Below are 21,726 nucleotides of genomic sequence, written 5' to 3' on the forward strand. Positions count from 1 at the left end.
TCTGCACACCGAGTACGACCGCCGTGGTCCGGCGGTGCGGGCTTCGGCGTCCGCCACGCGTACGGTGCCGCCACAGCGCCCGGTGGCGTCCCGCGGGGTCGCCGTGGCCGGGCACCCGTCGGGTACGGCCGCGGTGGCGGCCACCCATTCCCAGACGTCCGCCGCCGGGCCGGTCCGCGCTCCGGCGGGGGCGGCCCGGCCGGTCGCCGGCGCGGCGGCCCGCACCTCGACGGTGCCGGTCGCCGTCCAGGCCGCCGATCCGCTCTCCCGGGCGGGGGCGGAGGCGCAGCTGCGCCGCTTCCCCGGCGTCGCGGTGGTGGACCCGACGGGGACCGCCGCGCCGGGCACCGTCACCGTGCTGGTCGCCGAGTCCGCCGACGCGGCCGCCACGGCGGCCCTGCGGCGACTGGTGCGCGGGGCCGGCCAGCGGGTGGTGCTGGTGGTCGAGCGGCTGCGCGAGACCGAGTTGATGGAGGCCGTCGAGTGCGGGGTGGCGGCGATCCTGTGGCGCCGGGAGGCGACGCCGGAGCGGCTGGGCCGGGCGGTGCTGGCCGCCGCCCGGGGCGACGGCGACCTGCCGGCGGATCTGCAGGGCCGGCTGATCGCCCAGGTGGGCCGGCTGCAGCGGTCCGTGCAGGGCATGCCGGGGCAGGCTCCGGCGGGTCTGTCGGAGCGTGAGTCGGACGTGCTGCGGCTGGTCGCGGAGGGGTGGGACACCGGGGAGATCGCGGCCCGGCTGTCGTACTCGGAACGGACCGTCAAGAACGTGCTGCACGGTCTGACCACCCGCCTGCAGCTGCGCAACCGGGCGCACGCGGTCGCCCACGCGGTCCGCGAGGGCTACATCTAGATCGGTCCTTCCGGGGCACGTCGGGCGGGCAGGTGCGGCATACGGCACCTGCCCGCCCGCGTCATGAACGAGTCGCCAAGATCTCACCTGTTGGAAAGGTCCGGGGGCTATCCATCGGCCCGGCCGGACGGCACACTTCTACGCGCGTACTTCTACGCGCGTCACTGTTGACGGTCCGTTCGCAGTCCCCACCCGGGAGAGTCCTCCAATGTCCTTGAACCGCCGTGACTTCGTCACCCGGTCCGCCGCCACCGCCGCCGGCGCCGCCCTCGCGAGCAGCGCCGCCCTCGCCGCCGCCACCCCCGCCGCGGCGGCCGGACCGGAGGAGGCCCGCGCCAAGGGCCGGACCAAGCGTCAGGCCTTCACCGTGATGGGCACCACCGACCTGCACGGCCGGGTGCTCAACTGGGACTACTTCACCGACGCGGTCTACGCCGACAAGGCCCACAACGAGGTCGGCCTCGCCAAGATCTCCACGCTCGCCAAGCAGGTGCGGGAGGAGAAGGGCTGGGACCGCTGCCTGCTCATCGACGCCGGTGACACCATCCAGGGCACCCAGCTGACGTACTACTACGCCCGGATCGAGCCGATCGCCACCGAGGCCGACACCGCGCCCGAGCACCCGATGGCGCTCGCCATGAACACCATGGAGTACACCGCCGCCGCGCTCGGCAACCACGAGTTCAACTACGGCATCGACACCCTGCGCGCCTACGAGGAGCAGCTGGACTTCCCGCTGCTGGGCGCCAACGCGCTGAACGCCCGCAACGACAAGCCGGCCTTCCCGCCGTACGTGATCCGCAAGCTGAAGCTGGACAACGGCCCGGCCCTGAAGGTCGGCATCGTCGGCCTGACCAACCCGGGCATCGCGATCTGGGACAAGGCCAACGTCGCCGGCAAGATGACCTTCCCGGGCATCGTCGAGACCGCGAAGACCTGGGTGCCCAAGGTCCGGGCCGCCGGCGCGGACGTCGTCGTGGTCGCCTGCCACTCCGGCATGGACGAGGCCACCTCCTACGGCGACCAGCTGCCCTGGGCGGAGAACGCCTCGGTGGCGCTGGCCGAGCAGGTGCCGGGCATCGACGCCGTCCTGGTGGGCCACGCGCACAAGGAGATCGCGCAGCGCCTGGTCGTCAACAAGCAGACCGGCAGGACGGTCGTGCTCTCCGAGCCGCTGGCCTGGGGCCAGCGGCTGACCTGCTTCGACTTCGAGGTCGAGTTCGACAAGGGCGCGTGGAAGGTCGTCTCGCTCTCCTCCCGGGTGCTGAACTCCAACACCGTCCCGGAGGACCCGGAGATCGTCGGCCTGATGACCGAGCAGCACAAGAAGGTCGTCGCCTACGTCAACCAGGTCATCGGCACCTCCAAGATCGAGCTGTCCATCGCCGACGCCCCGTTCAAGGACACCCCGATCATCGACCTCATCGGCCGGGTCCAGGCCGACGTGGTGCGCGCCGCGCTGGCCGGCGGCCAGTACGCCAAGCTGCCGGTGCTCGCCCAGGCCGCGCCGTTCAACCGCACCGCGGTGATCCCGTCCGGCCAGGTCAAGCTGCGCGACGCGGCCGGCCTGTACATCTACGAGAACACCCTGGAGGCCCGAATCCTGACGGGTGCGCAGCTCAAGGACTACCTGGAGTTCTCGGCGAAGTACTACGCCCAGCTCGCCCCGGGCGCGGTGGTCGACAAGGCCACCCTGACCAACGCGCAGAACACCCCGGACTACAACTACGACGCGGTGTACGGCGTGTCGTACGACATCGACATCGCCCAGCCGGTCGGCTCGCGGATCGTCAACCTCTCCTTCGAGGGCAAGCCGATCGACCCGAACGCCCAGTTCGTCCTCGCGGTCAACAACTACCGCGCCAACGGCGGCGGCAACTTCCCGCACGTCGCGGCCGCGCAGAAGCTGTGGGCCAACTCGGACGAGATCCGCAACGCGATGATCGCCTGGGTGAAGGAGAAGGGCGTCATCGACCCGGCGGACTTCTACAGCGAGTCCTGGCGCCTGGTCCGGGCCGGCCAGCCGGTCTTCTGACCGAACCGCCCATCGGCAGCACCCGACCGGCCCCGGGGTCCACACCCCGGGGCCGGTCCCGTTCCCGCCCCCGTTCCCGTCCCAGTTCCCGTCCCCTTCCGGCTCTCTCCCGGCTAGCCTGACGGCATGCGGACCATCGCCGCCTGGCCCCTGGACGGCACGCCCCCGCCGGACGTGCCGGCCGAGTTCCACGACGCCTGCGCCCGGATCGGCCGGGACCTGCGGCACCTGCCCGCCGGCGACCGGCTCCCGGCCGGCGTCCGCTGGGAGCTCTCCGAGGACCACCACAGCGGCTTCCTGCTCGGCCTGGGGGCCGACCGGGGCATGCTGTTCGCCCAGGACACGGACCCCTACCTCCCGCCCGGCCCGCTCACCGCGTACGTCGCCGAACGGGTGCAGGACCACCTGGCCGGCCATGAGTTCGTCCAGTGGCCCGCCTGCCCCGGCCACCCCCACCCGCTGGTGGCCGCCGCGGCCGGGGCGCAGGCCTGGTGGCACTGCCGACGCTCCGGACGCCCCCTCGTCCGGATCGGCGAGCTGGCCACCGGCCGCTGAGGCCCCGGGGCATGTCGGACACGTCCTAACGCAGCGCGGCCAGCTCCCCCATCGCCTCGCGTTCGATCCGCGCCAGGTCCTCCAGAAGTCGCCCGGCCCGCTCCAGCGGCGCGGCGTCCCCGGACTCCCCGGCCGCGGCGACCAGCGCGGCCACCTCGGTCCAGCCCGCCGCGGCCACGATGTACCGCTCGTGGGCGGTCCGCACCCGGCTGCCCCCGAGCAGTTCGACGCACTCGCCGAGGAAGTCCCGGTAGAGGTTGCGGAACAGCGCGCCGCCGGTGCCGGCCCGCTCCATCATCAGTGCGGCCTGCGGCAGTTGGCGCGCGGGCTGCTCGGCCCGGGCCAGCCAGCCCGGCACGGCGGCGGCGGCCTTCGCGATGCCGCGGTGCCCGAGGTTGGCGATCGGCGGATGCAGGAACGCCCTCGCGCAGTCGGCCATCGCCGGGGCCAGCAGGCCCCGCAGGTCCGGGAGTTCGCCGCGCAGGGCGAGCGTGAAGGAGCGGTGGCGGGCGGTCATCGGGCCGCGTTCGGCGCGCGCCGCCGCGAGCGAGGCCAGGCTGGTGGTGACCGAGCCGCCCTGCTGCGCGGTGTCCACCAGGTGCGCGCGGTCGGCGTCGTAGCCCTCCATCGCGACCATGTGCCCGCCGAAGTGCACCCGGGAGGTGAAGTACTCCAGGTGGTAGCTGTCCAGCTGGAGCCCGACCGGGCGCCCGGCGTCCAGCTCGACGGCCACGTTCTGCCAGGCCCGGCGGGCCGATCCGGTCTCCCGGACCTCCAGCTCCAGTCCGAGCCGGGCGGCCAGGGCGCGGGTCAGCTCGAAGGGCTTGACCCGCCCGCCGAGGAACGGGAAGTCCAGGCCCTTGCCGTCCCAGTAGACGAACGACAGCCCGGCCCCGAGCCCGAACAGCATCGGCTCGGACAGCTCGACGCCCTGGTGGCGCAGCAGCACGTCCAGCGTCGTCGTCTCGCAGTGCTCGCCCGCGCGCGGCCCCGTCACGCCGTCCCCTCCGTCCGCTCCTCGACCCGGACCACCAGCCGGGTCGTCCACTCCTCCGCCGGGGCCTCCCCCGGCCCGACCAGGTACGCCTCCCGCACCGGCGCCAGCGGCCGCAGCCCGCGCTCGTGCACGGCGGCCAGCAACGCGTGGTAGGCGAGCGGCAGTTGGGTGTACGGGCCGTGGTGCACCGTCTCGACCGCCGGCCCGCCGGGCAGCACCTCCCACTCCAGCCCGTCCGGCAGCGCACCCGGCTCCTCCGCGGTCTGCGCGCCGACCGCGATCCGCATGCCGTCCCCGAGGTCCAGCGGGAACAGCCCCCACAGCGGGGGCCGCCACGGCGTGCCGTCCAGCGCCGCCAGCAGCCGGCCGACGCTCCCGCCGATCCGTTCCGCCAGCTCGCCGGGCCCGGCCACCGCCCGGACGACGGCCAGCCGGCGCCGCGGCTCCTGTCCGAGGGTGATCTCGTACCCGGGCAGTCCGCCGCCGTCGGCGAGGCGTTCCAGCAGCTCCAGGCGGGCGCGGTCGCGGGTGATCCGCTCGGCGACCCGGTCGCGTTCGGCGCGCAGCAGCCGGGCCCGCTCCGGTTCGGCGGACGCCAGGGTCGCGGCGATCACCGGGAGCGGCACGTCGAGTTCGCGCAGCAGGGCGACGGTGAGCGCGTCGCGGGCCTGCCCGGGGGCGTAGTAGCGGTAGCCGGTGGCGGGGTCGACCCGGGCCGGTGGCAGCAGGCCGGTGTCGTCGTAGTGGCGGAGCTGTTTGACGCTCAGCCGGCAGAGGCGGGCGAAGCGCCCGATGGTGAGGAGGTCGTCCCGCAGGACGTCGTCTGGGTCTCGCACGGGCCCATCGTGGACCCTCCCGCCGTGGGAGGGTCCATTCCGGTCGGGGCGTGCGGGACGGCACGGGCGTCCGCGACGGTCCCGGCGTCCGCGACGGTCCGGGCGTCCAGGACGGCCGGCGGGCGAGACGTTGGGACATCTTCCCGAGACAGCGGGATATTCAGCCGCGCGCGGGGCCTGCCTACCGTTGATCACGTCACCGAGAGTCCCCCTCAGCGAAGTTCCGAGAAGGAGCAGTCCCATGCGTGCAGTCGTCCAGCAGACCGTCGGCGGCCCGGAGGTCCTGGAGGTCGTGGAGACCGACCGGCCCACCCCGCTCAGCGCCGAGGTGCTCGTCCGCGTCCACGCCGCCGGCGTCAACCCGGTGGACGCGGCGGTCCGTTCCGGGATGTACCCGCTGCTCGGCGAGCCGCCGTTCGGGGTCGGCTGGGACATCTCCGGCGTGGTCGAGGAGGCCGCGCCGGGCGCCCGCTTCAAGGTCGGCGACGAGGTGTTCGGGATGCCGTTCTTCCCGCGCGCCGCCACCGGCTACGCCGAGTACGTCGCGGTGCCCTCCCGCCAGGTGGCCCGCAAGCCCGCCTCGCTGGACCACGTGCAGGCCGCGGCCCTGCCGCTGGCCGCGCTGACCGCCTGGCAGGGCCTGGTGGACGCGGCGGGTCTGGCCGAGGGGCAGCGGGTGCTGATCCACCGGGCGGCGGGCGGCGTCGGCCACCTGGCCGTGCAGATCGCCAAGGCGCGCGGCGCGCACGTGATCGCCCTGGCGAGCGAGCCGAAGCACGAGTTCGTGCGCTCGCTGGGCGCCGACGAGGTGATCGACTACCGCGAGGAGGGGTTCCTGGAGCGGGTCGGCCAGGTGGACGTGGTGTTCGACTCCTCCTCGCAGGGCACCGCCTCGCTGGCGGTGCTGCCCGAGGGTGGTGTGCTGGTCTCGATCATGGAGCACTGGAACACCACGCTGGCCACCGAGGTCGAGGCCGCCGGGCGGCGGTTCGCGGGCGTCTCGGTGGAGCCGGACTACGCCTCGCTGGAGGCCATCGCCCGACTGGTCGACGAGGGCCGGATCCGTCCGCACATCGCCGAGACCTTCCCGCTGGAGGAGGCCGGCAAGGCGCACGAGCTGATCTCCACCGGCCGCACCCAGGGCAAGATCGTCCTGACCGTCGGCTGAGTTTCCGCCGGGTTCCCCGGTTCCGTAGGGTTTGCCCGGGACGGCTCGGCAACGGGGAGGGCGCGTGGACATCCTGAGCGAGGCACTGAGCTCGATGCGTACGGGGCAGCCCACCTCCGTGCGCACCGAGGGGCGGGCACCGTGGGGGCTTCGGCTGCCCCCGGTCGTCGGCGCCGGGTTCCACGTGGTGCTGTACGGAACGTGCTGGCTGGTGCCGCTGGAGGAGGAGGCCGCGCCGATCGCGCTCAGCCCGGGGGACGTGGTGTTCCTGCGCGACGGCCGCGGCCACATCCTCACCGACCGGCCCGGTACCCCCATCACCCCCGAGCAGGCCTCGGACTACCGGCCGTCCCTGCCGATCGGCACCGTGTCGATCGGCGGGGACGGGCCGCGCACCAGCCTGCTGTGCGGCAACTACCACCTCGACCAGGCCCGCCCGCACCCGCTGGTGCGCCAACTGCCGGCGATCGTCCACCTGCAGACCCGGCACGGCCGGCACCCGGAGCTGAGCGCGGCCGTCCAGCTGCTCGGCGCCGAGCTGGAGAACCCGCGGATCGGGTCGACCGGCATCGTCCCGGCGCTGATCGACTCGCTGCTGCTGTACATCCTGCGGGCGTGGTTCGAGGAGCAGCCGCCCGCCACCGCGGCCGGCTGGGCGGCGGCGCTCGGCGACTCTGCGGTGGCTCCGGCGCTCACCGCGATCCACGAGGCGCCGTCCACGGCGTGGACGGTGGAGTCGCTCGCCGCCCGGGCCGGGCTCTCCCGGGCGGCGTTCGCCCGGCGGTTCACCGCTCTGGTCGGCGAGCCGCCGATGGCGTACCTGACCCGCTGGCGGATGACCACGGCGGCCCGGCTGCTGCGCGAGTCGGAGGCTCCGCTCACCACCGTCGCCGCACGGACCGGCTACGGCTCGGAGTACGCCTTCGCCAAGGCGTTCAAGCGGGAGTTCGGCCTCGCCCCCGGCGGCTACCGCCGCGAGTCCCGGGCCGCCTGAGCACCCGCCGCGTCCGCACGTGCTCGCGGCGCGGCCGCCGCTACCCCTTGGCGACCGCCTCGCGGACCGCCGGGGCGATCTCGTTCGCCCAGCGGCCGAGGGTCAGCGGGTCCGGCGAGCCGTGGTCGGCGGCGAAGAGGGTGAAGCCGGACGCCCCGTGCTCCAGCACCGCGCCGGTCAGCTCGGCCACCCACTGCTCCACCGAGCCGCCGAGCCAGGTCCGTTCGCCGTTCCGGGTCGCCGCCAGCGGGCGCTCGGTGATCCGGCCCGGGAGGTTGTAGACGGTGCGGATCTCGCGCGGGTCGCGCCCGACGGCGGCGGCCGCCTCGTCGACGACCGGCCGCGAGGTGCGGTAGGGCTCGCTGAGCCAGTCCGCGGCGTGACCGGGGATCCAGCCGTCGGCGACCCGGCCGGTGACGGCCAGCGACTTGCGGCCGTTGGAGCCCGTCCACACCGGCGGCGCGGCCACCGGCGCGGGCTCGATCCGCCGCACGCGGTAGTGCCGGCCCTCGTGGGTGACCGGCTCGCCGCCGCCCGACAGTCGTTTGACCAGCAGGATCGCCTCCTCGAAGGCCTCCACCGCCTCGCCCGGGGTGAGCCGCTCCACCCCCAGGTCGGCGATCCGGTCCCAGAGTCCGCCGGCGCCCATGCCCAGCACCACCCGCCCGCCGGAGAGCGCGGACAGCGAGGTGACCGCCCGGGCCAGCAGCGGCGCGGGCCGGCTCGGCAGGTTGGTGACGTTGGCGAAGCCGCTGATCCGCTCGGTGCGCCCGAGCAGGAACCCGAGCGCGGCGTAGGCGTCCACCCGCCCGCCGAGGTAGGGGTGGTCGGACAGCGAGAAGTGGTCCAGCCCGTCCCGGTCGGCCTGCTGGACGACGCTCAGCAGCCGGCCGGTGTCGGCGATGTCACCCGGCGCGCCGAATCCGAAGACGACGCTCTTGCTACGACTCATGTTCTCTTGCCCCCAAAGCAGAAAAGAGTTGCAGTTCGCATCACGAACCTATTAGTTCGTTGCGCGAACTGCAACCCCTGCCGATCGGGATCAGCCCGGCTCCCCGAAGACCGGCGGCGCCTCGTTGTCCAGCACGACCCGCCCGAGCAGCCCGGCCAGCATCTCCCGCTCCGCCGCGGAGAGCCCGGCCGGCAGCCCGTCGACCCGCCGACAGGTCTCGGCGTGGAACCGCTCCGCCAGCGCCGCCCCCTCCACCGTCAGCGCGACCCGCACCGCCCGCGCGTCCGCCTCGCAACTCTCCCGCCGCACCAGCCCGTTGCGCTCACTGCGGTCCACCAGCCCGGTCAGGCTCGACTTGGCCAGCCGCAGCAGCCCCCCGAGCTCCCCCATCACGTACGACCGCCCCATCAGCACGCACAGCAACTGCCCCTGCTGCGGAGTCAGCCCGTACTCACGCGCCGACTCGGCGTACACCGCGTCCACCAGGAACGCCGCCCGCACCAGCGCCCCGACAACTCCGATTCCGCCACCCTCGCTCTTGTCCACCCGCCCAGCCTAACAGTCGTAATTCGCGACACGAACTACTGATTCGACGATCGGCGCCAGGTGAGAGGATGGCCCCATGACCGGATTCCAGATCCCCGAACGGCATGCGCAGTTGCTGGCCTACGCCCAGAGCCTCACCGCGCCGTCAGGTTGGAAGATCGAGGTGTCGGGTGACGAGATCATCATGATGGCCGGCCCATCGGTGATCCACCAGCGCAATCTGATGATCGTCCGAGAGCAGTTCGATGCCCACCGCCCGGCCGACCTGATGCCCAGCGAGAACACCGACCTCATCGCTCCGACCACCGGCAAGCTCCGCAACCCGGACCTGACCTACATCCCGCTCGACACCGTCGAGCTCGGCGGCAACCAGGTGCCCGCCGAGCTGGCCGCGATCGCGGTCGAGATCGTCTCCCCCTCCAACCCGGAGAACGAGCTGGTCGGCAAGGTCCGCGACTACCCGCAGATGGCGATCCCGCTCTACCTGGTGATCGACCCGCGCGAGGGCACGCTCACCCTCCACTCCGAACCCGGCGGCGGCACCTACCACCAGCGGTGGACCGGGAAGTTCGGGGACGGCGTGCCGATCCCGGAGCCGTTCGCCTTCGAGCTCGCCACCGACGAACTGCTCCGGTACCCCCGCTAGGGCTTCTCGGCCACGGCGGCCCAGATGGCGACCTGGGAGTCGGTCGGCTGCTCGGGGGCGTCGGGGCGCCAGAGGGGGGCGGTGACCAGGCCGGGGTCGGTGAGGTCGAGGCCTTCGAAGAAGCGCAGCACCTGCTCGCGGGTGCGCATGGTCAGCTGGGCGGAGGCGTTGCGGTAGACGGCGGGGCCGCGGCCGGCGTCGGCGGTCGGGGTGAAGTCCAGGGTGCCGTGCGAGAGGACGAGGCGGCTGCCGGACGGCAGGGCGTCCACCAGGGTGCGCACGATGCCGTACGGGTCGTCCTGCTCGTCGATGAAGTGCAGGACGGCGACGAGCAGCAGCGCCACCGGCTCACCGGAGTCCAGCGCCCGCCGAACCTCGGGGAGGGCCAGGATCGCGGCCGGGTCGCGCAGGTCGGCCTGGACCACCGAGGTGCTCTCCGGGGTGGTGCCGCTCAGCAGGGCGCGGCCGTGCACCAGCACGATCGGGTCATTGTCGAGGTAGACCACCCGGGCGTCCGGCCGCACCTGCTGGGCGACCTCGTGGGTGTTCCCGGCGCTGGGGATGCCGGTGCCGATGTCGACGAAGTGCCGGATGCCCTCGCCGGCGAGGTGACGCACCGCGCGGCCGAGGAAGGCCCGGTTGGCCAGCGCGCTGATCCGCACCATCGGGCTGATGCCGAGCACCCGCTCCGCGGCCTCGCGGTCGGCCGGGAAGTTGTCCTTGCCGCCGATGTAGTAGTCGTACATCCGGGCGGGGTGCGGTATCTCGGGGCGCAGGTCGGCGGGCGGCCGTACCTCGTCGCCCTCGTCACCGACGAGCCACTCCCGGCCGATCTCCTGAAACTCGGTCACCCCTGCCACCCCTTAGGTCCGTTCCGATCACACACGGTCGAACTCAGTCCCCACTGGTCACCATGCGATCCGACAGGCGCAGCATAGGGCAGCCCCGGCCGGCAAGCGGAACCCGGCCGTCCCTGCCGAAGCGGAGGGACGGCCGGACCCCGGGTCAGAACGGGAAGCGGCTGCGCCCGTGCTGGATCGAGATCCACTTCACGGTGGTGAACGCGTCGACCGTGGACTCGCCGTTCAGCCGGCCCACGCCCGAGCTCTTCTCGCCGCCGAAGGGCACCACCGGCTCGTCCGCGATGGTCCCGTCGTTGACGTGGATCATGCCGGTCTCGATCCGCTGCGCGACCCGCACACCGCGCTCCACGTCGGCCGTGTGCACCGCGCCGCTGAGGCCGAACGGCGTGTCGTTGGCGATCCGCACCGCCTCGTCCTCGCCGTCGAACGGCACGACCAGCACGACCGGCCCGAACAGCTCGCGCCGCAGGATCGGCGCGTCGGCCGGCAGGTCGCCGAGCACCACGGGCTCCATCAGGCTGCCGGTGGTGATGCCGCGCAGCAGCGCGGTGGCACCGGCGGCGACCGCCTGGTCGACCTGCGCGGTGAGGGCGTCGGCCTGGACGGGGTTGATCAGCGGGCCGATGTGGGTGGCCGGGTCCCGGGGGTCGCCGACCTTGAGGGTGGCGACCTTGGCGACGAACTTGCGGGTGAACTCCTCGGCCACGGTGCGGTCGACCAGCACGCGGTTGGCGGCCATGCAGACCTGCCCCTGGTGCACGAAGCGGCTGAACACGGCCGCGTCCACCGCGTAGTCGACATCGGCGTCGTCCAGCACGATCAGCGCGCTGTTGCCGCCCAGCTCCAGGACGGTCCGCTTGAAGTGCGAGGCGGCGACGGTGGCGACGTGCCGGCCGACCTTGTCGGAGCCGGTGAAGGAGATCACCTTGGGGATCGGGTGCTCGATGAACGCGTCGCCGATCTCGGCGATGTCGGTGATCACGACGTTCAGCAGGCCGGCCGGCAGGCCCGCCTCCTCGAAGATCTTGGCGATCAGGGTGCCGCCGACCACCGGGGTCTCCTGGTGCGGCTTGAGCACCACGCCGTTGCCGAGCGCCAGCGCCGGGGCGACCGCCTTCATCGACAGGAACAGCGGGAAGTTGAACGGGCTGATCACCCCGACGACGCCGACCGGCAGCCGGTAGAGCCGGTTCTCCTTGCCGTCCACCGGGGAGGGCAGCAGCCGCCCCTCGGCGCGCAGCGACAGCTGCATCGCCTCGCGCAGCATGTCCTTGGTGAGGGAGAGTTCGAACCAGGCCTTGACGGCGGTGCCGCCGAGCTCGGCCATGATGTCCCGGGTGATCTCCTGCTCGCGGTCCTCCAGGATCCGCAGCGCGCGCTCGAAGACCAGCCGGCGGGCGTAGGGGTTGGTGGCCGCCCACTCCTTCTGCGCCAGCGCCGCGGCCCGGTAGGCCTGGTCGACCTCCTCGACGGTGGCGACGGTGATGGCGGCGATCTTCTCGCCGGTGAAGGGGTCGACGTCGACGATGTCCCAGGAGCCGCTGCCCTCGCGCCACTCACCGTCGATGAACTGCAGCGCCAACTCGGAAAGGTACGACATCTGATCCCTCTCATGCCTACGGGAACGCACGAACATCGTTCGCGGTCGTTCGCGATCAGATCTGATCGGGGCTCATCGTACTTATCCGTCAGAGCTCTTGGCGTACCGAGCGAAGAAGTTCTCGTGTCCGCTCGGGAGAGAGACTGTCCGCCACCAGACCGTCCATCGCCCCCGCGTACTCGGCGACCTCCGCCGGCTTGTCCAGGTACAGCGCGGTGGTGAACTGCTCCAGGTACACGATGTCCGGCAGCTCCTGCTCGTCGAAGGCCAGCACCGAGAACGCCCCGCCCTCCGCGCGCAGCCCGCCGAAGCCCAGCGGCATCACCTGGAACTCGACGTTCGGCAGTTCGGTCAGCTCCAGCAGCCGGTCGACCTGCGCCCGCATCAGCTCCGGCCCGCCCCAGGGCCGGCGCAGCACGGCCTCGTCCAGCACCGCGACCAGCCGCGGCGCCCGCTCGGCGCTCAGCACCTCCTGGCGCTTGAGCCGCACCTCCACCCGCCGCTCGATCTCGGCCGGCTCGGTGACGTGCCCGCCGTGGGTGATCACGGCCCGGGCGTAGTCGGCGGTCTGCAGCAGCCCGTGGACGAACTGCACCTCGTAGCTGCGGATCTCGGTGGCGGCCTCCTCCAGGCCCAGGTAGTTCTGGAACCAGCCCGGCAGGACGTCCCCGTACCCGTGCCACCAGGACGTCGCGTTGGCCGCCCGCACCAGCCCCAGCACCGAGGCCCGCTCCGGCTCCGCGTCGACCCCGTACAGCGTCAGCAGGTCGGCGACGTCGCGCTCCTTGAAGCCGACCCGGCCGAGTTCCATCCGGCTGATCTTCGACTCGGAGGCCCGGATCGAGTACCCGGCCTCCTCCCGGCTGACGCCCCGGGCCTCCCGAAGCCTTCGCAGCTGCGACCCCAGCAGCAGACGCCGCACGGTGGCACCACCACCCGCCTGAGTCGCACCCATCGCCTCAACCCTCCACACCTCGGCAGCCCCCCGGCCGTCGGCCGCAGTCTTCCATCAGGGACCGACAAACAACAGTCCTCGGAACACCCTCGACGGAGCCGTCGGCCGCCGCCGTGACCGCCCGGACGCCCGCCGTCCGGATACGCGCGGTAGCCGACTCGTAGCTCCCCGGAACGCACTCTAGTCCCCCGCCGTCGCCATGCACATCCCCAGCCCCCCGGTGTGCCCGTGGGAGCCGCAACTCGGCCGGAACCGACAACCGTTGACGCAACCCGGGCACGCCTCCGGGCGTCCCCGACGATGTGCTGAGACGACTTCGCACCGCCGCCGTGGTCCTGCTCGCCGTGCTCCTCCTCCCCGGTGACTCCTCCACCGCCCCCGCCGACGTCCTGGTCCCCGCCGGCAGGGCCCTGGAGATGGCCCGTCAGGTGGCCGAGGCCTGGCCCGGCTCCGAGACCGAGCGGATCTGGCGCACCGGCTACTACCCGAGCCTGGAGGCGGAATACTGGCTGCCGAGGGACTTCTCCGACGACGGCGCCTTCGCGGCCTTCCTCGGCGACCGGATCGATCTCGCGGCCGGGTTCCCGCCGTCCCGCGGCACCGGGACGGTCTCCTTCCCGGACGGGACGTCCACAGCTCTGCCGCTGACCGACCCGCGCGCCGCCTACGAGAACCTCGTCCGCTACCGCGACGACCCCTGCACCAGAGAGCCCTGCAACACCGTGCTCACCGTCACCGAGGTCCGGCCCGCGACCCGGCCCCAGCGCACCAGCCGCGGAACGGCGACGGTCCCGGTCTGGGAGTTCCGGTTCGCCGGCCTCGACGAGCCCTACGCCGTCGTCGCCGTGGAGTCCCAGGCACCGCCGGGCCCCCATACCCGGGAGGACGACACCCTCCCCGCCTGGGTCACCGACACCGACTACGCGCATCGTGAGGGCGAACGGCGGCTGGAGGCCTCGGTGCACCTGCGGCGCTGCGCCCGTCTCCTTCCGGGCGAGGTGTACGAGACCGCCGACGTCCTGGTGCTGGTCGGCCGCGTCGACCGGCCGGCCGACTGCGAACCCCCGGGGTTCCTGGAGGACGTCCGGTTCCGCTCGGCCCGTCCCGTGGGCGACCGCGTGGTCCTCAATCTCGCCGGCCGCCCCATCCTCTTCCCCGAGGACTGACCCGCCCCCGGGAACGCGAAAGGCGCCTGCCCCCAAACTGGTCGGGGATGTGGGCAGGCGCCAGGGACCGCGGTGGCCCGGCGACGCTGACGGGGTGCGGCTCGGTACGACCCGGCAGTGCGGTGCCGGGCTACCTGGACCGGATCAGACCACCAGCGGGCGGTCCGTCGGCCGGATCGGGGCGGGCAGCGGGGTCTTGCCGCCCAGGTAGGTGTCGACCGCCGCGGCGGCCGAACGGCCCTCCGCGATGGCCCAGACGATCAGGGACTGGCCTCGTCCCGCGTCACCGCAGACGTAGACGCCATCGACATTGGTGGCGAAGCGGCCGTCCCGGGCCACATTACCGCGTGCGTCGAGGTCCACGCCCAGCTGCTCGACCAGACCGTTCTTCACGTCCGTCCCGGTGAAGCCCATCGCCAGGGTGACCAGCTGCGCCGGGACGGCCCGCTCGGTGCCCGGCACCTGCTCGAACCTCCCGTCCTTGAACTCCACCTCGACCAGGTGCAGCTGCTGGACGTTGCCCTCCTCGTCGCCGCTGAAGTGGGTGGTGGAGACGGAGTAGATCCGCTCGCCGCCCTCCTCGTGCGCCGAGGTGACCTTGTAGGTCATCGGCATGGTCGGCCACGGCTGGTTGGCCGGCCGGTCCTCGCCGGGCCGCGGCATGATCTCCAGCTGGGTGACGGAGGCCGCCCCCTGCCGGTGCGCGGTACCGACGCAGTCCGCGCCGGTGTCGCCGCCGCCGATCACCACGACGTGCTTGCCCTTGGCGCTGATCGGCGACTCCACGAAGTCGCCCTCCTGCACCTTGTTGGCCAGCGGCAGGTACTCCATGGCCTGGTGGACGCCCTTGAGCTCGCGCCCGGGCACCGGCAGGTCGCGGGCGGTGGTGGCGCCGGCGGCGACGACCACCGCGTCGAAGCGCTCGCGCAGCTGCTGCCCGGTGACGTCCTCGCCGACGTGCACGCCGGTGCGGAACCGGGTGCCCTCCGCGCGCATCTGCTCGATGCGGCGGTTGATGTGGCGCTTCTCCATCTTGAACTCGGGGATGCCGTACCGCAGCAGGCCGCCGATCCGGTCGGCCCGCTCGTACACCACCACGGTGTGCCCGGCCCGGGTGAGCTGCTGGGCGGCGGCCAGGCCGGCCGGCCCGGAGCCGACCACGGCGACCGTCTTGCCGGACAGCCGCTCCGGCACCTGCGGGGTGACCCCGCCGCGGTCCCAGGCCTTGTCGATGATGGTGACCTCGACGTTCTTGATGGTCACCGCGTCCTGGTTGATGCCGAGCACGCAGGCCGACTCGCAGGGCGCCGGGCAGAGCCGCCCGGTGAACTCCGGGAAGTTGTTGGTCGCGTGCAGCCGCTCGATCGCGCCCTTCCAGTCGTCCCGGTAGGCGAGGTCGTTCCACTCGGGGACGAGGTTCCCGAGCGGGCAGCCGTTGTGGCAGAACGGGATGCCGCAGTCCATGCAGCGCCCGGCCTGCTTGGTGATGATCGGGAGCAGGCTGCGCTCGACGTAGACCTCGTTCCAGTCGCGCAGGCGCACGTCCACCGGACGCCGCTCGGCCAGCTGCTTGGGCGTGGTCAGGAAGCCCTTGGGGTCAGCCACGTGCCGCCTCCATCATCTTGCGAGTGGTCTCGGCCTCGGAGAGGCCATCGCGCTCAGCGGCGTCCTTGGCGGCGAGCACTGCCTTGTAGTCGGTCGGCATGATCGTGGAGAAGCGGGAGACCCCGCTGCCCCAGTCCGCCAGGAGCTCGGCCGCCACGGTGGAGCCGGTCTCCTCGTAGTGCTGCTGCACGGTCTCGCGCAGCCATTCGCGGGCGGCGGCGTCGGGGGCCTCGATGCCCACCATGCCGCTGTTGACGTTCGCCGGGCGCAGGTCCAGCACGTAGGCGATGCCGCCGGACATGCCGGCCGCCAGGTTGCGCCCGGTCTCGCCGAGGACGACGACCCGGCCGCCGGTCATGTACTCCAGGCCGTGGTCACCGACGCCCTCGACCACCAGGGTGGCCCCGGAGTTGCGGACCGCGAACCGCTCGCCGGCCTTGCCGCGCAGGTGGATCCGGCCGCCGGTGGCGCCGTAGCCGATGGTGTTGCCGGCGATGACGTGGTTCTGCGCGTCGTTGCCGATCGCCGCCGCGTCACGGGCCGGGCGGACCACGATCACGCCGCCGGACAGGCCCTTGCCGACGTAGTCGTTGGCGTCGCCCTCCAGGCGCAGCGTGATGCCGCGCGGCACGAAGGCGCCGAAGGACTGGCCGGCCGAGCCGGTGAAGGTGACGTCGATGGTCCCCTCCGGCAGGCCCTCGCCGCGGTACCGCTTGGTCACCTGGTGGCCGAGCATGGTGCCGACGGTCCGGTTGACGTTGCGGATCGGCAGCTGGATGCGGACGGCGTCGCCGTTCTCCAGGGCGTCCTGGGCCAGGTCGATCAGCTGGTTGTCCAGGGCCTTGTCCAGCGCGTGGTCCTGCGTGGTGGTGCGGTGCAGAGCCGCGCCCTCGGGCAGCTCGGGCACGTGGAACAGCGGGGCGAGGTCGAGCCCGGCGGCCTTCCAGTGGTCGACCGCGGCCTCGGCGTCGATGTGCTCGGCGTGGCCGACGGCCTCCTCGATCGAGCGGAAGCCCAGCGAGGCCAGGATCTCCCGGACCTCCTCGGCGATGAACTCGAAGAAGTTGACCACGAACTCGGGCTTGCCGGAGAACCGCTCGCGCAGCACCGGGTTCTGGGTGGCGACGCCGACCGGGCAGGTGTCCAGGTGGCAGACGCGCATCATGATGCAGCCGGAGACCACCAGCGGGGCGGTCGCGAAGCCGAACTCCTCGGCGCCCAGCAGGGCGGCGATGACGACGTCGCGGCCGGTCTTCAGCTGGCCGTCGGTCTGCACCACGATCCGGTCGCGCAGGCCGTTGAGCAGCAGGGTCTGCTGGGTCTCGGCGAGGCCGAGCTCCCAGGGGCCGCCCGCGTGCTTGAGCGAGGTGAGCGGCGAGGCGCCGGTGCCGCCGTCGTGGCCGGAGACCAGCACGACGTCCGCGTGCGCCTTGGAGACGCCGGCCGCGACCGTGCCGACGCCGACCTCGGAGACCAGCTTCACGTGGATGCGGGCCTCGGGGTTGGCGTTCTTGAGGTCGTGGATCAGCTGCGCCAGGTCCTCGATCGAGTAGATGTCGTGGTGCGGCGGCGGCGAGATCAGACCGACACCCGGGGTGGAGTGCCGGGTCCTGGCGACCCACGGGTACACCTTGTGGCCGGGCAGCTGGCCGCCCTCGCCGGGCTTGGCGCCCTGGGCCATCTTGATCTGGATGTCGTCGGCGTTGACCAGGTACTCGGAGGTGACGCCGAACCGGCCGGAGGCGACCTGCTTGATCGCCGAGCGGCGCTCCGGGTCGTACAGGCGGTCCGGGTCCTCGCCGCCCTCACCGGTGTTGGACTTGCCGCCGAGGCGGTTCATCGCGATCGCCAGGGTCTCGTGCGCCTCCAGCGAGATCGAGCCGTACGACATGGCGCCGGTGGAGAAGCGCTTGACGATCTCGGAGACCGGCTCGACCTCCTCGACGGGCACCGGGGTGCGGCCGAGCGCGTCGAGCTTGAACAGGCCGCGCAGCGTCATCAGCCGCTCGGACTGCTCGTTCACCCGGTCCGTGTACTGCTTGAAGACGTCGTAGCGGCGGTTGCGGGTGGAGTGCTGCAGCCGGAAGACGGTGTCCGGGTCGAACAGGTGCGGCTCGCCCTCGCGGCGCCACTGGTACTCGCCGCCGATCTCCAGCGCGCGGTGCGCGGCCGGGATGCCGGAGGCCGGGTAGGCCTTGGCGTGCCGGGCGGCGGTCTCCTTCGCGATCTCGTCCAGGCCGATGCCGCCGAGCTTGGTGGTGGTGCCGGCGAAGTAGGCGTCCACCAGCTCCCGGGAGAGGCCGATGGCCTCGAAGACCTGCGCGCCGCGGTAGGAGGCGACGGTGGAGATGCCCATCTTGGACATCACCTTGAGCACGCCCTTGCCGAGCGCCTTGATCAGGTTCTTGATCGCCTTCTCGGGCTCGATCGCGGTCAGGAAGGTGCCCTGGGCGACGAGGTCCTCGACCGACTCCATGGCCAGGTACGGGTTGACCGCGCCGGCGCCGTAGCCGATCAGCAGCGCGACGTGGTGCACCTCGCGGACGTCACCGGCCTCGACCAGCAGCGACACCCGGGTGCGCTGCTTGGTGCGGATGAGGTGGTGGTGGATCGCCGAGGTGAGCAGCAGCGAGGGGATCGGGGCGTGCTCGGCGTCCGAGTGCCGGTCGGAGAGCACGATGATCCGGGTGCCGTCGGCGATCGCCGCGTCGGCCTCGGCGGCGATCGCGGCGAGCCGGGCGGCCAGCGCCTCGCCGCCGCCGGCGACCTTGTACAGGCCGGACAGCGTGACGGCCTTGAGCCCGGGCTGGTCGCCGTCCGCGTTGACGTGGACCAGCTTGGCCAGCTCGTCGTTGTCGATCACCGGGAAGGTGATGCCGACGGAGCGGCAGGCGGCGGCCTCGGCGGCCAGCAGGTTGCCCTCGGGGCCGAGGTTGGACAGCAGCGAGGTGACCAGTTCCTCGCGGATCGCGTCCAGCGGCGGGTTGGTGACCTGCGCGAACAGCTGCACGAAGTAGTCGAACAGCAGTCGCGGCTTCTCGCTCAGCGCGGCGATCGGCGAGTCGGTGCCCATCGAGCCGAGTGCCTCGGCGCCGGTCTTGGCCATCGGCGCCAGGATGACCCGCAGCTCCTCCTCGGTGTAACCGAAGGTCTGCTGGCGGCGGGTGACCGAGGCGTGGGTGTGCGCGATGTGCTCGCGCTCGGGGAGCTTGGCGAGCTGGATCTGCCCGGCCTCCACCCACTCCTCGTAGGGGTGCTCGGCGGCCAGCGCCGACTTGATCTCCTCGTCCTCGACGATGCGGTGCTCCGCGGTGTCGACGAGGAACATCCGGCCGGGCTGCAGCCGGCCCTTCTTGACCACCCGGGTCTGCTCGATGTCGAGCACGCCGACCTCGGAGGAGAGGACGACCAGGCCGTCCTCGGTGATCCAGTAGCGGGCCGGGCGCAGGCCGTTGCGGTCCAGCACGGCGCCGATCTGGATGCCGTCGGTGAAGGTGACGCAGGCCGGGCCGTCCCAGGGCTCCATCAGGTTGGAGTGGTACCGGTAGAACGCGCGGCGGGCCGGGTCCATCGTGGCGTGGTTCTCCCACGCCTCCGGGATCATCATCAGCACGGCGTGCGGCAGCGAGCGGCCGCCGAGGTGGAGCAGCTCCAGGACCTCGTCGAAGGAGGCCGAGTCGGAGTGGTCCGGGGTGCAGATCGGGAAGATCCGCTCCAGCCCCTGCCCGTTGCGGTTGGCGGGGATGAGGTCGGTGGCGAGCTGGGACTCCCGGGCGGTCATCCAGTTCCGGTTGCCCTTGACCGTGTTGATCTCGCCGTTGTGCGCGACGAACCGGTACGGGTGGGCGAGCGGCCAGCTCGGGAAGGTGTTGGTGGAGAAGCGCGAGTGCACCAGGCCGAGCGCGGAGGCGTAGAGCCGGTCCGACAGGTCGGGGAAGAAGGGCTCCAGCTGGCCGGTGGTCAGCATGCCCTTGTAGACGATGGTGCGCGCGGAGAGCGAGGGGAAATAGACCCCGGCCTCGCGCTCGGAGCGCTTGCGGACCACGAAGGCGACCCGGTCCAGCGCCAGGCCGGTCTTGCCCTCGCCGGCCAGGAAGAGCTGGCGGAAGCGCGGCATGACACCGCGGGCGGTGGCGCCCAGCAGGTCGGGGGTGACCGGGACGTCGCGCCAGCCGAGGACGGTCAGGCCCTCCTCGTCCGCGATCGCCTCGATCCGGGCGACGGCGGCGGCGTCCTCGTCGTCGGCGTCGGGCAGGAAGGCGATGCCCACCGCGTAGCCGCCGGCCGCCGGGAGCTCGAAGGCCACGTTGGCGCGCAGGAAGGCGTCCGGGATCTGGGTGAGGATGCCCGCGCCGTCACCGGAGTCCGGCTCGGCGCCGGTGGCGCCGCGGTGCTCCAGGTTGCGCAGGACGGTCAGCGCCTGCTCGACGACGGTGTGGTCGGCGGTGCCGGTCAGCGTGGCGACGAATCCGACGCCACAGGCGTCGTGCTCGTTTCGCGGGTCGTACAGGCCCTGAGCAGCAGGTCGCGCATCCGGAACGAGCGCGTACGGCGGGCGGGCGGCGCCGGCCTGGGGCTCGTTGGCGGAGTGCATGGATGCAGACAGCATCGGCTCTCCCGTCGTCGTCTTTCGAAACTGGTGCAGTAGGGACGACGCTGGCCCTGATGCGATTGAGGCACGCACGTTACATGATGCCGAAGACCCCGGGAAGCGGAAAAAAGCGTCCACATCGCGGACGGACCCGCAGGTCACGGGGGTGATGAGGGAACGTGCCACACCGCACGTCCCGACGATTGTGCCCGGCGCTCCAGGGGCTGAAACAGGGGCCAGATCCCCCGGCCATCGGAGTCGATCAATGCGGCCTGCGATTCCAGCCCGGAAATCGATCCGCGGATGCGATTCCTCGGCGAATGGGCCCATATGGCGAGACAAGGCCAGGTCCAGCCGGGCGGCCATGTGTGCAAGCTCACCCGTTCGGGCGCATAACAATGCAACGGCACAGTGCCCGGCCGACCCGGCCCGCCAGTCCCTCCGGCCCCTCGGTCGCTCGCCCCATCGACCCGTCCGGCGTCAGCCGACCTGCCCGCCGATCAGCACGCCCAGCAGGTAGGTCACCGCTGCCGCGACACCGCCCAGCGCCAGCTGCCGCAGGCCGCTGTACCACCAGCTGCGCGCGGTCACCCGGGCCACCACCGCACCGCAGACGAACAGCCCGGCCGCCGCGACCAGCAGCGCCGGCAGCAGCGAGGTCGCACCCAGCAGGTACGGCAGCAGCGGCAGCAGCGCGCCCACCGCGAAGCAGACGAAGGAGGACCCGGCCGCCACCCACGGCGAGGGCAGGTCGTTGGGGTCGATGCCGAGCTCCTCGCGGGCGTGGATCTCCAGCGTCTGCTCCGGGTCGGCGGACAGCTGCCGCGCCACCTCGTGGGCGAGCTCGGGATCCACCCCGCGCTCGACGTACAGCTGGGCCAGCTCGGCCAGCTCGCCGTGCGGGTTGCGGCGCAGCTCCAGCCGCTCGGCCTCGATCTCGGCCTGCACCAGCTCCCGCTGGGAGGCCACCGAGGTGTACTCGCCCGCCGCCATCGAGCAGGCGCCGGCCGCCAGCCCGGCGAGGCCGGTGAGCACCACGGTGCTGGTGGAGACGGCGCCGCCGACGACGCCGGTCATCAGCGCGAAGTTGGAGACCAGGCCGTCCATCGCACCGAACACCGCCGGCCGCAGCCAGCCGCCGTTGACGTCCCGGTGGTGCCCTGCGGCGGGTATCCGGGGCTGGTGCCCGGCCTCGTGTTCCAGGGCGGTCGCAGTCACGGCCGTTCCCCTCCGTCCATTGGTCAGATCGCCTTACTGACTGACCGTAACCCTCTTGAGCTGGGCACTTCCAGCAAAGTTAGGCTGTCCGAACATGGCTTCGGCCGCCTCCGCACGGGGTGCGGAGGCGGCCGGGAGCAGGGGTCGGC

At 72.5% G+C, this 21,726-nt stretch carries 17 protein-coding genes; 7 read left to right on the top strand and 10 right to left on the bottom strand.

The features are described from left to right. Positions 1–232 precede the first annotated feature (232 nt). From ACFVVU_RS05370 to ACFVVU_RS05380, 3 genes are all read left to right on the top strand, one after another. Positions 233–850: a LuxR C-terminal-related transcriptional regulator gene (locus ACFVVU_RS05370; RefSeq protein ID WP_380682064.1), complete on the top strand. Its 618-nt coding sequence runs from the start codon at positions 233–235 to the stop codon at positions 848–850. Between the two features lie 208 nt (positions 851–1,058). Next, positions 1,059–2,885 carry a bifunctional metallophosphatase/5'-nucleotidase gene (locus tag ACFVVU_RS05375; protein WP_380682059.1) on the top strand — a complete coding sequence of 609 codons (1,827 nt, stop codon included), beginning with the start codon at positions 1,059–1,061 and terminating at the stop codon, positions 2,883–2,885. A gap of 126 nt (positions 2,886–3,011) precedes the next feature. Next, the gene (locus ACFVVU_RS05380; RefSeq protein ID WP_387788462.1) at positions 3,012–3,440 is read left to right on the top strand and encodes a hypothetical protein; all 429 of its coding nucleotides are present in this window, start codon (positions 3,012–3,014) and stop codon (positions 3,438–3,440) included. Between the two features lie 25 nt (positions 3,441–3,465). Here ACFVVU_RS05380 and ACFVVU_RS05385 read toward each other — a convergent pair whose 3' ends face one another. Both ACFVVU_RS05385 and ACFVVU_RS05390 read right to left on the bottom strand, forming a co-directional pair. Continuing rightward, positions 3,466–4,437, bottom strand: a complete 972-nt coding sequence (locus tag ACFVVU_RS05385; RefSeq protein WP_387788463.1) for a BtrH N-terminal domain-containing protein — start codon at positions 4,435–4,437, stop codon at positions 3,466–3,468. Further along, positions 4,434–5,273 carry a MerR family transcriptional regulator gene (locus ACFVVU_RS05390; protein ID WP_387788464.1) on the bottom strand — a complete coding sequence of 280 codons (840 nt, stop codon included), beginning with the start codon at positions 5,271–5,273 and terminating at the stop codon, positions 4,434–4,436. The genes ACFVVU_RS05385 and ACFVVU_RS05390 overlap by 4 nt, the downstream gene beginning before the upstream one ends. A gap of 241 nt (positions 5,274–5,514) precedes the next feature. Between ACFVVU_RS05390 and ACFVVU_RS05395 the strand changes: the two genes are divergently transcribed. Then, positions 5,515–6,441, top strand: a complete 927-nt coding sequence (locus ACFVVU_RS05395; RefSeq protein ID WP_387788465.1) for an NADP-dependent oxidoreductase — start codon at positions 5,515–5,517, stop codon at positions 6,439–6,441. A 64-nt stretch (positions 6,442–6,505) separates the two neighbouring features. Further along, positions 6,506–7,435: an AraC family transcriptional regulator gene (locus ACFVVU_RS05400; protein WP_387788466.1), complete on the top strand. Its 930-nt coding sequence runs from the start codon at positions 6,506–6,508 to the stop codon at positions 7,433–7,435. A gap of 40 nt (positions 7,436–7,475) precedes the next feature. On the opposite strand, the gene ACFVVU_RS05405 is transcribed toward ACFVVU_RS05400, so the two are convergent. Next, complete coding sequence (locus ACFVVU_RS05405) at positions 7,476–8,387, bottom strand: LLM class flavin-dependent oxidoreductase (RefSeq protein ID WP_387788467.1); 912 nt, start codon at positions 8,385–8,387, stop codon at positions 7,476–7,478. Between the two features lie 90 nt (positions 8,388–8,477). After that, on the bottom strand, positions 8,478–8,909 hold the full coding sequence (locus tag ACFVVU_RS05410) for a MarR family winged helix-turn-helix transcriptional regulator (RefSeq protein ID WP_387788510.1): 432 nt from the start codon (positions 8,907–8,909) through the stop codon (positions 8,478–8,480). Positions 8,910–9,009: 100 nt separating this feature from the next. Between ACFVVU_RS05410 and ACFVVU_RS05415 the strand changes: the two genes are divergently transcribed. Then, positions 9,010–9,579 carry a Uma2 family endonuclease gene (locus tag ACFVVU_RS05415; RefSeq protein WP_387788468.1) on the top strand — a complete coding sequence of 190 codons (570 nt, stop codon included), beginning with the start codon at positions 9,010–9,012 and terminating at the stop codon, positions 9,577–9,579. On the opposite strand, the gene ACFVVU_RS05420 is transcribed toward ACFVVU_RS05415, so the two are convergent. The 3 genes from ACFVVU_RS05420 to ACFVVU_RS05430 all read right to left on the bottom strand — a co-directional run bounded on the left by ACFVVU_RS05420 (position 9,576) and on the right by ACFVVU_RS05430 (position 12,997). Beyond that, entirely contained in the window at positions 9,576–10,430 is an 855-nt protein-coding gene (locus ACFVVU_RS05420) for an SAM-dependent methyltransferase (RefSeq protein ID WP_387788469.1), read from the bottom strand. The two genes, ACFVVU_RS05415 and ACFVVU_RS05420, sit on opposite strands and share 4 nt — an antisense overlap. 154 nt (positions 10,431–10,584) lie before the next feature. Continuing rightward, positions 10,585–12,042 carry an aldehyde dehydrogenase family protein gene (locus ACFVVU_RS05425; protein WP_387788470.1) on the bottom strand — a complete coding sequence of 486 codons (1,458 nt, stop codon included), beginning with the start codon at positions 12,040–12,042 and terminating at the stop codon, positions 10,585–10,587. Between the two features lie 88 nt (positions 12,043–12,130). Next, positions 12,131–12,997 carry a helix-turn-helix transcriptional regulator gene (locus ACFVVU_RS05430; RefSeq protein ID WP_355361593.1) on the bottom strand — a complete coding sequence of 289 codons (867 nt, stop codon included), beginning with the start codon at positions 12,995–12,997 and terminating at the stop codon, positions 12,131–12,133. 302 nt (positions 12,998–13,299) lie between these two features. On the opposite strand from ACFVVU_RS05430, the gene ACFVVU_RS05435 reads away from it, so the two are divergent. Continuing rightward, a complete protein-coding gene (locus ACFVVU_RS05435; RefSeq protein WP_387788471.1) occupies positions 13,300–14,163 on the top strand; it encodes a hypothetical protein in 864 nt (287 codons plus the stop codon). Between the two features lie 144 nt (positions 14,164–14,307). On the opposite strand, the gene ACFVVU_RS05440 is transcribed toward ACFVVU_RS05435, so the two are convergent. The 3 genes from ACFVVU_RS05440 to ACFVVU_RS05450 all read right to left on the bottom strand — a co-directional run bounded on the left by ACFVVU_RS05440 (position 14,308) and on the right by ACFVVU_RS05450 (position 21,562). Further along, entirely contained in the window at positions 14,308–15,768 is a 1,461-nt protein-coding gene (locus ACFVVU_RS05440) for a glutamate synthase subunit beta (protein WP_380682048.1), read from the bottom strand. Then, entirely contained in the window at positions 15,761–20,362 is a 4,602-nt protein-coding gene (gltB, locus tag ACFVVU_RS05445) for a glutamate synthase large subunit (RefSeq protein WP_387788511.1), read from the bottom strand. Before gltB ends, ACFVVU_RS05440 begins: the two co-directional genes overlap by 8 nt. Before the next feature lie 477 nt (positions 20,363–20,839). Continuing rightward, positions 20,840–21,562 (bottom strand): VIT1/CCC1 transporter family protein, encoded by a 723-nt coding sequence (locus tag ACFVVU_RS05450; protein ID WP_355362093.1) that lies wholly within the window; start codon positions 21,560–21,562, stop codon positions 20,840–20,842. Between the last annotated feature and the right edge of the window lie 164 nt (positions 21,563–21,726).

Origin of the sequence: Kitasatospora sp. NPDC057965, from assembly GCF_042887135.1 — a bacterium.
Lineage (GTDB): Bacteria > Actinomycetota > Actinomycetes > Streptomycetales > Streptomycetaceae > Kitasatospora.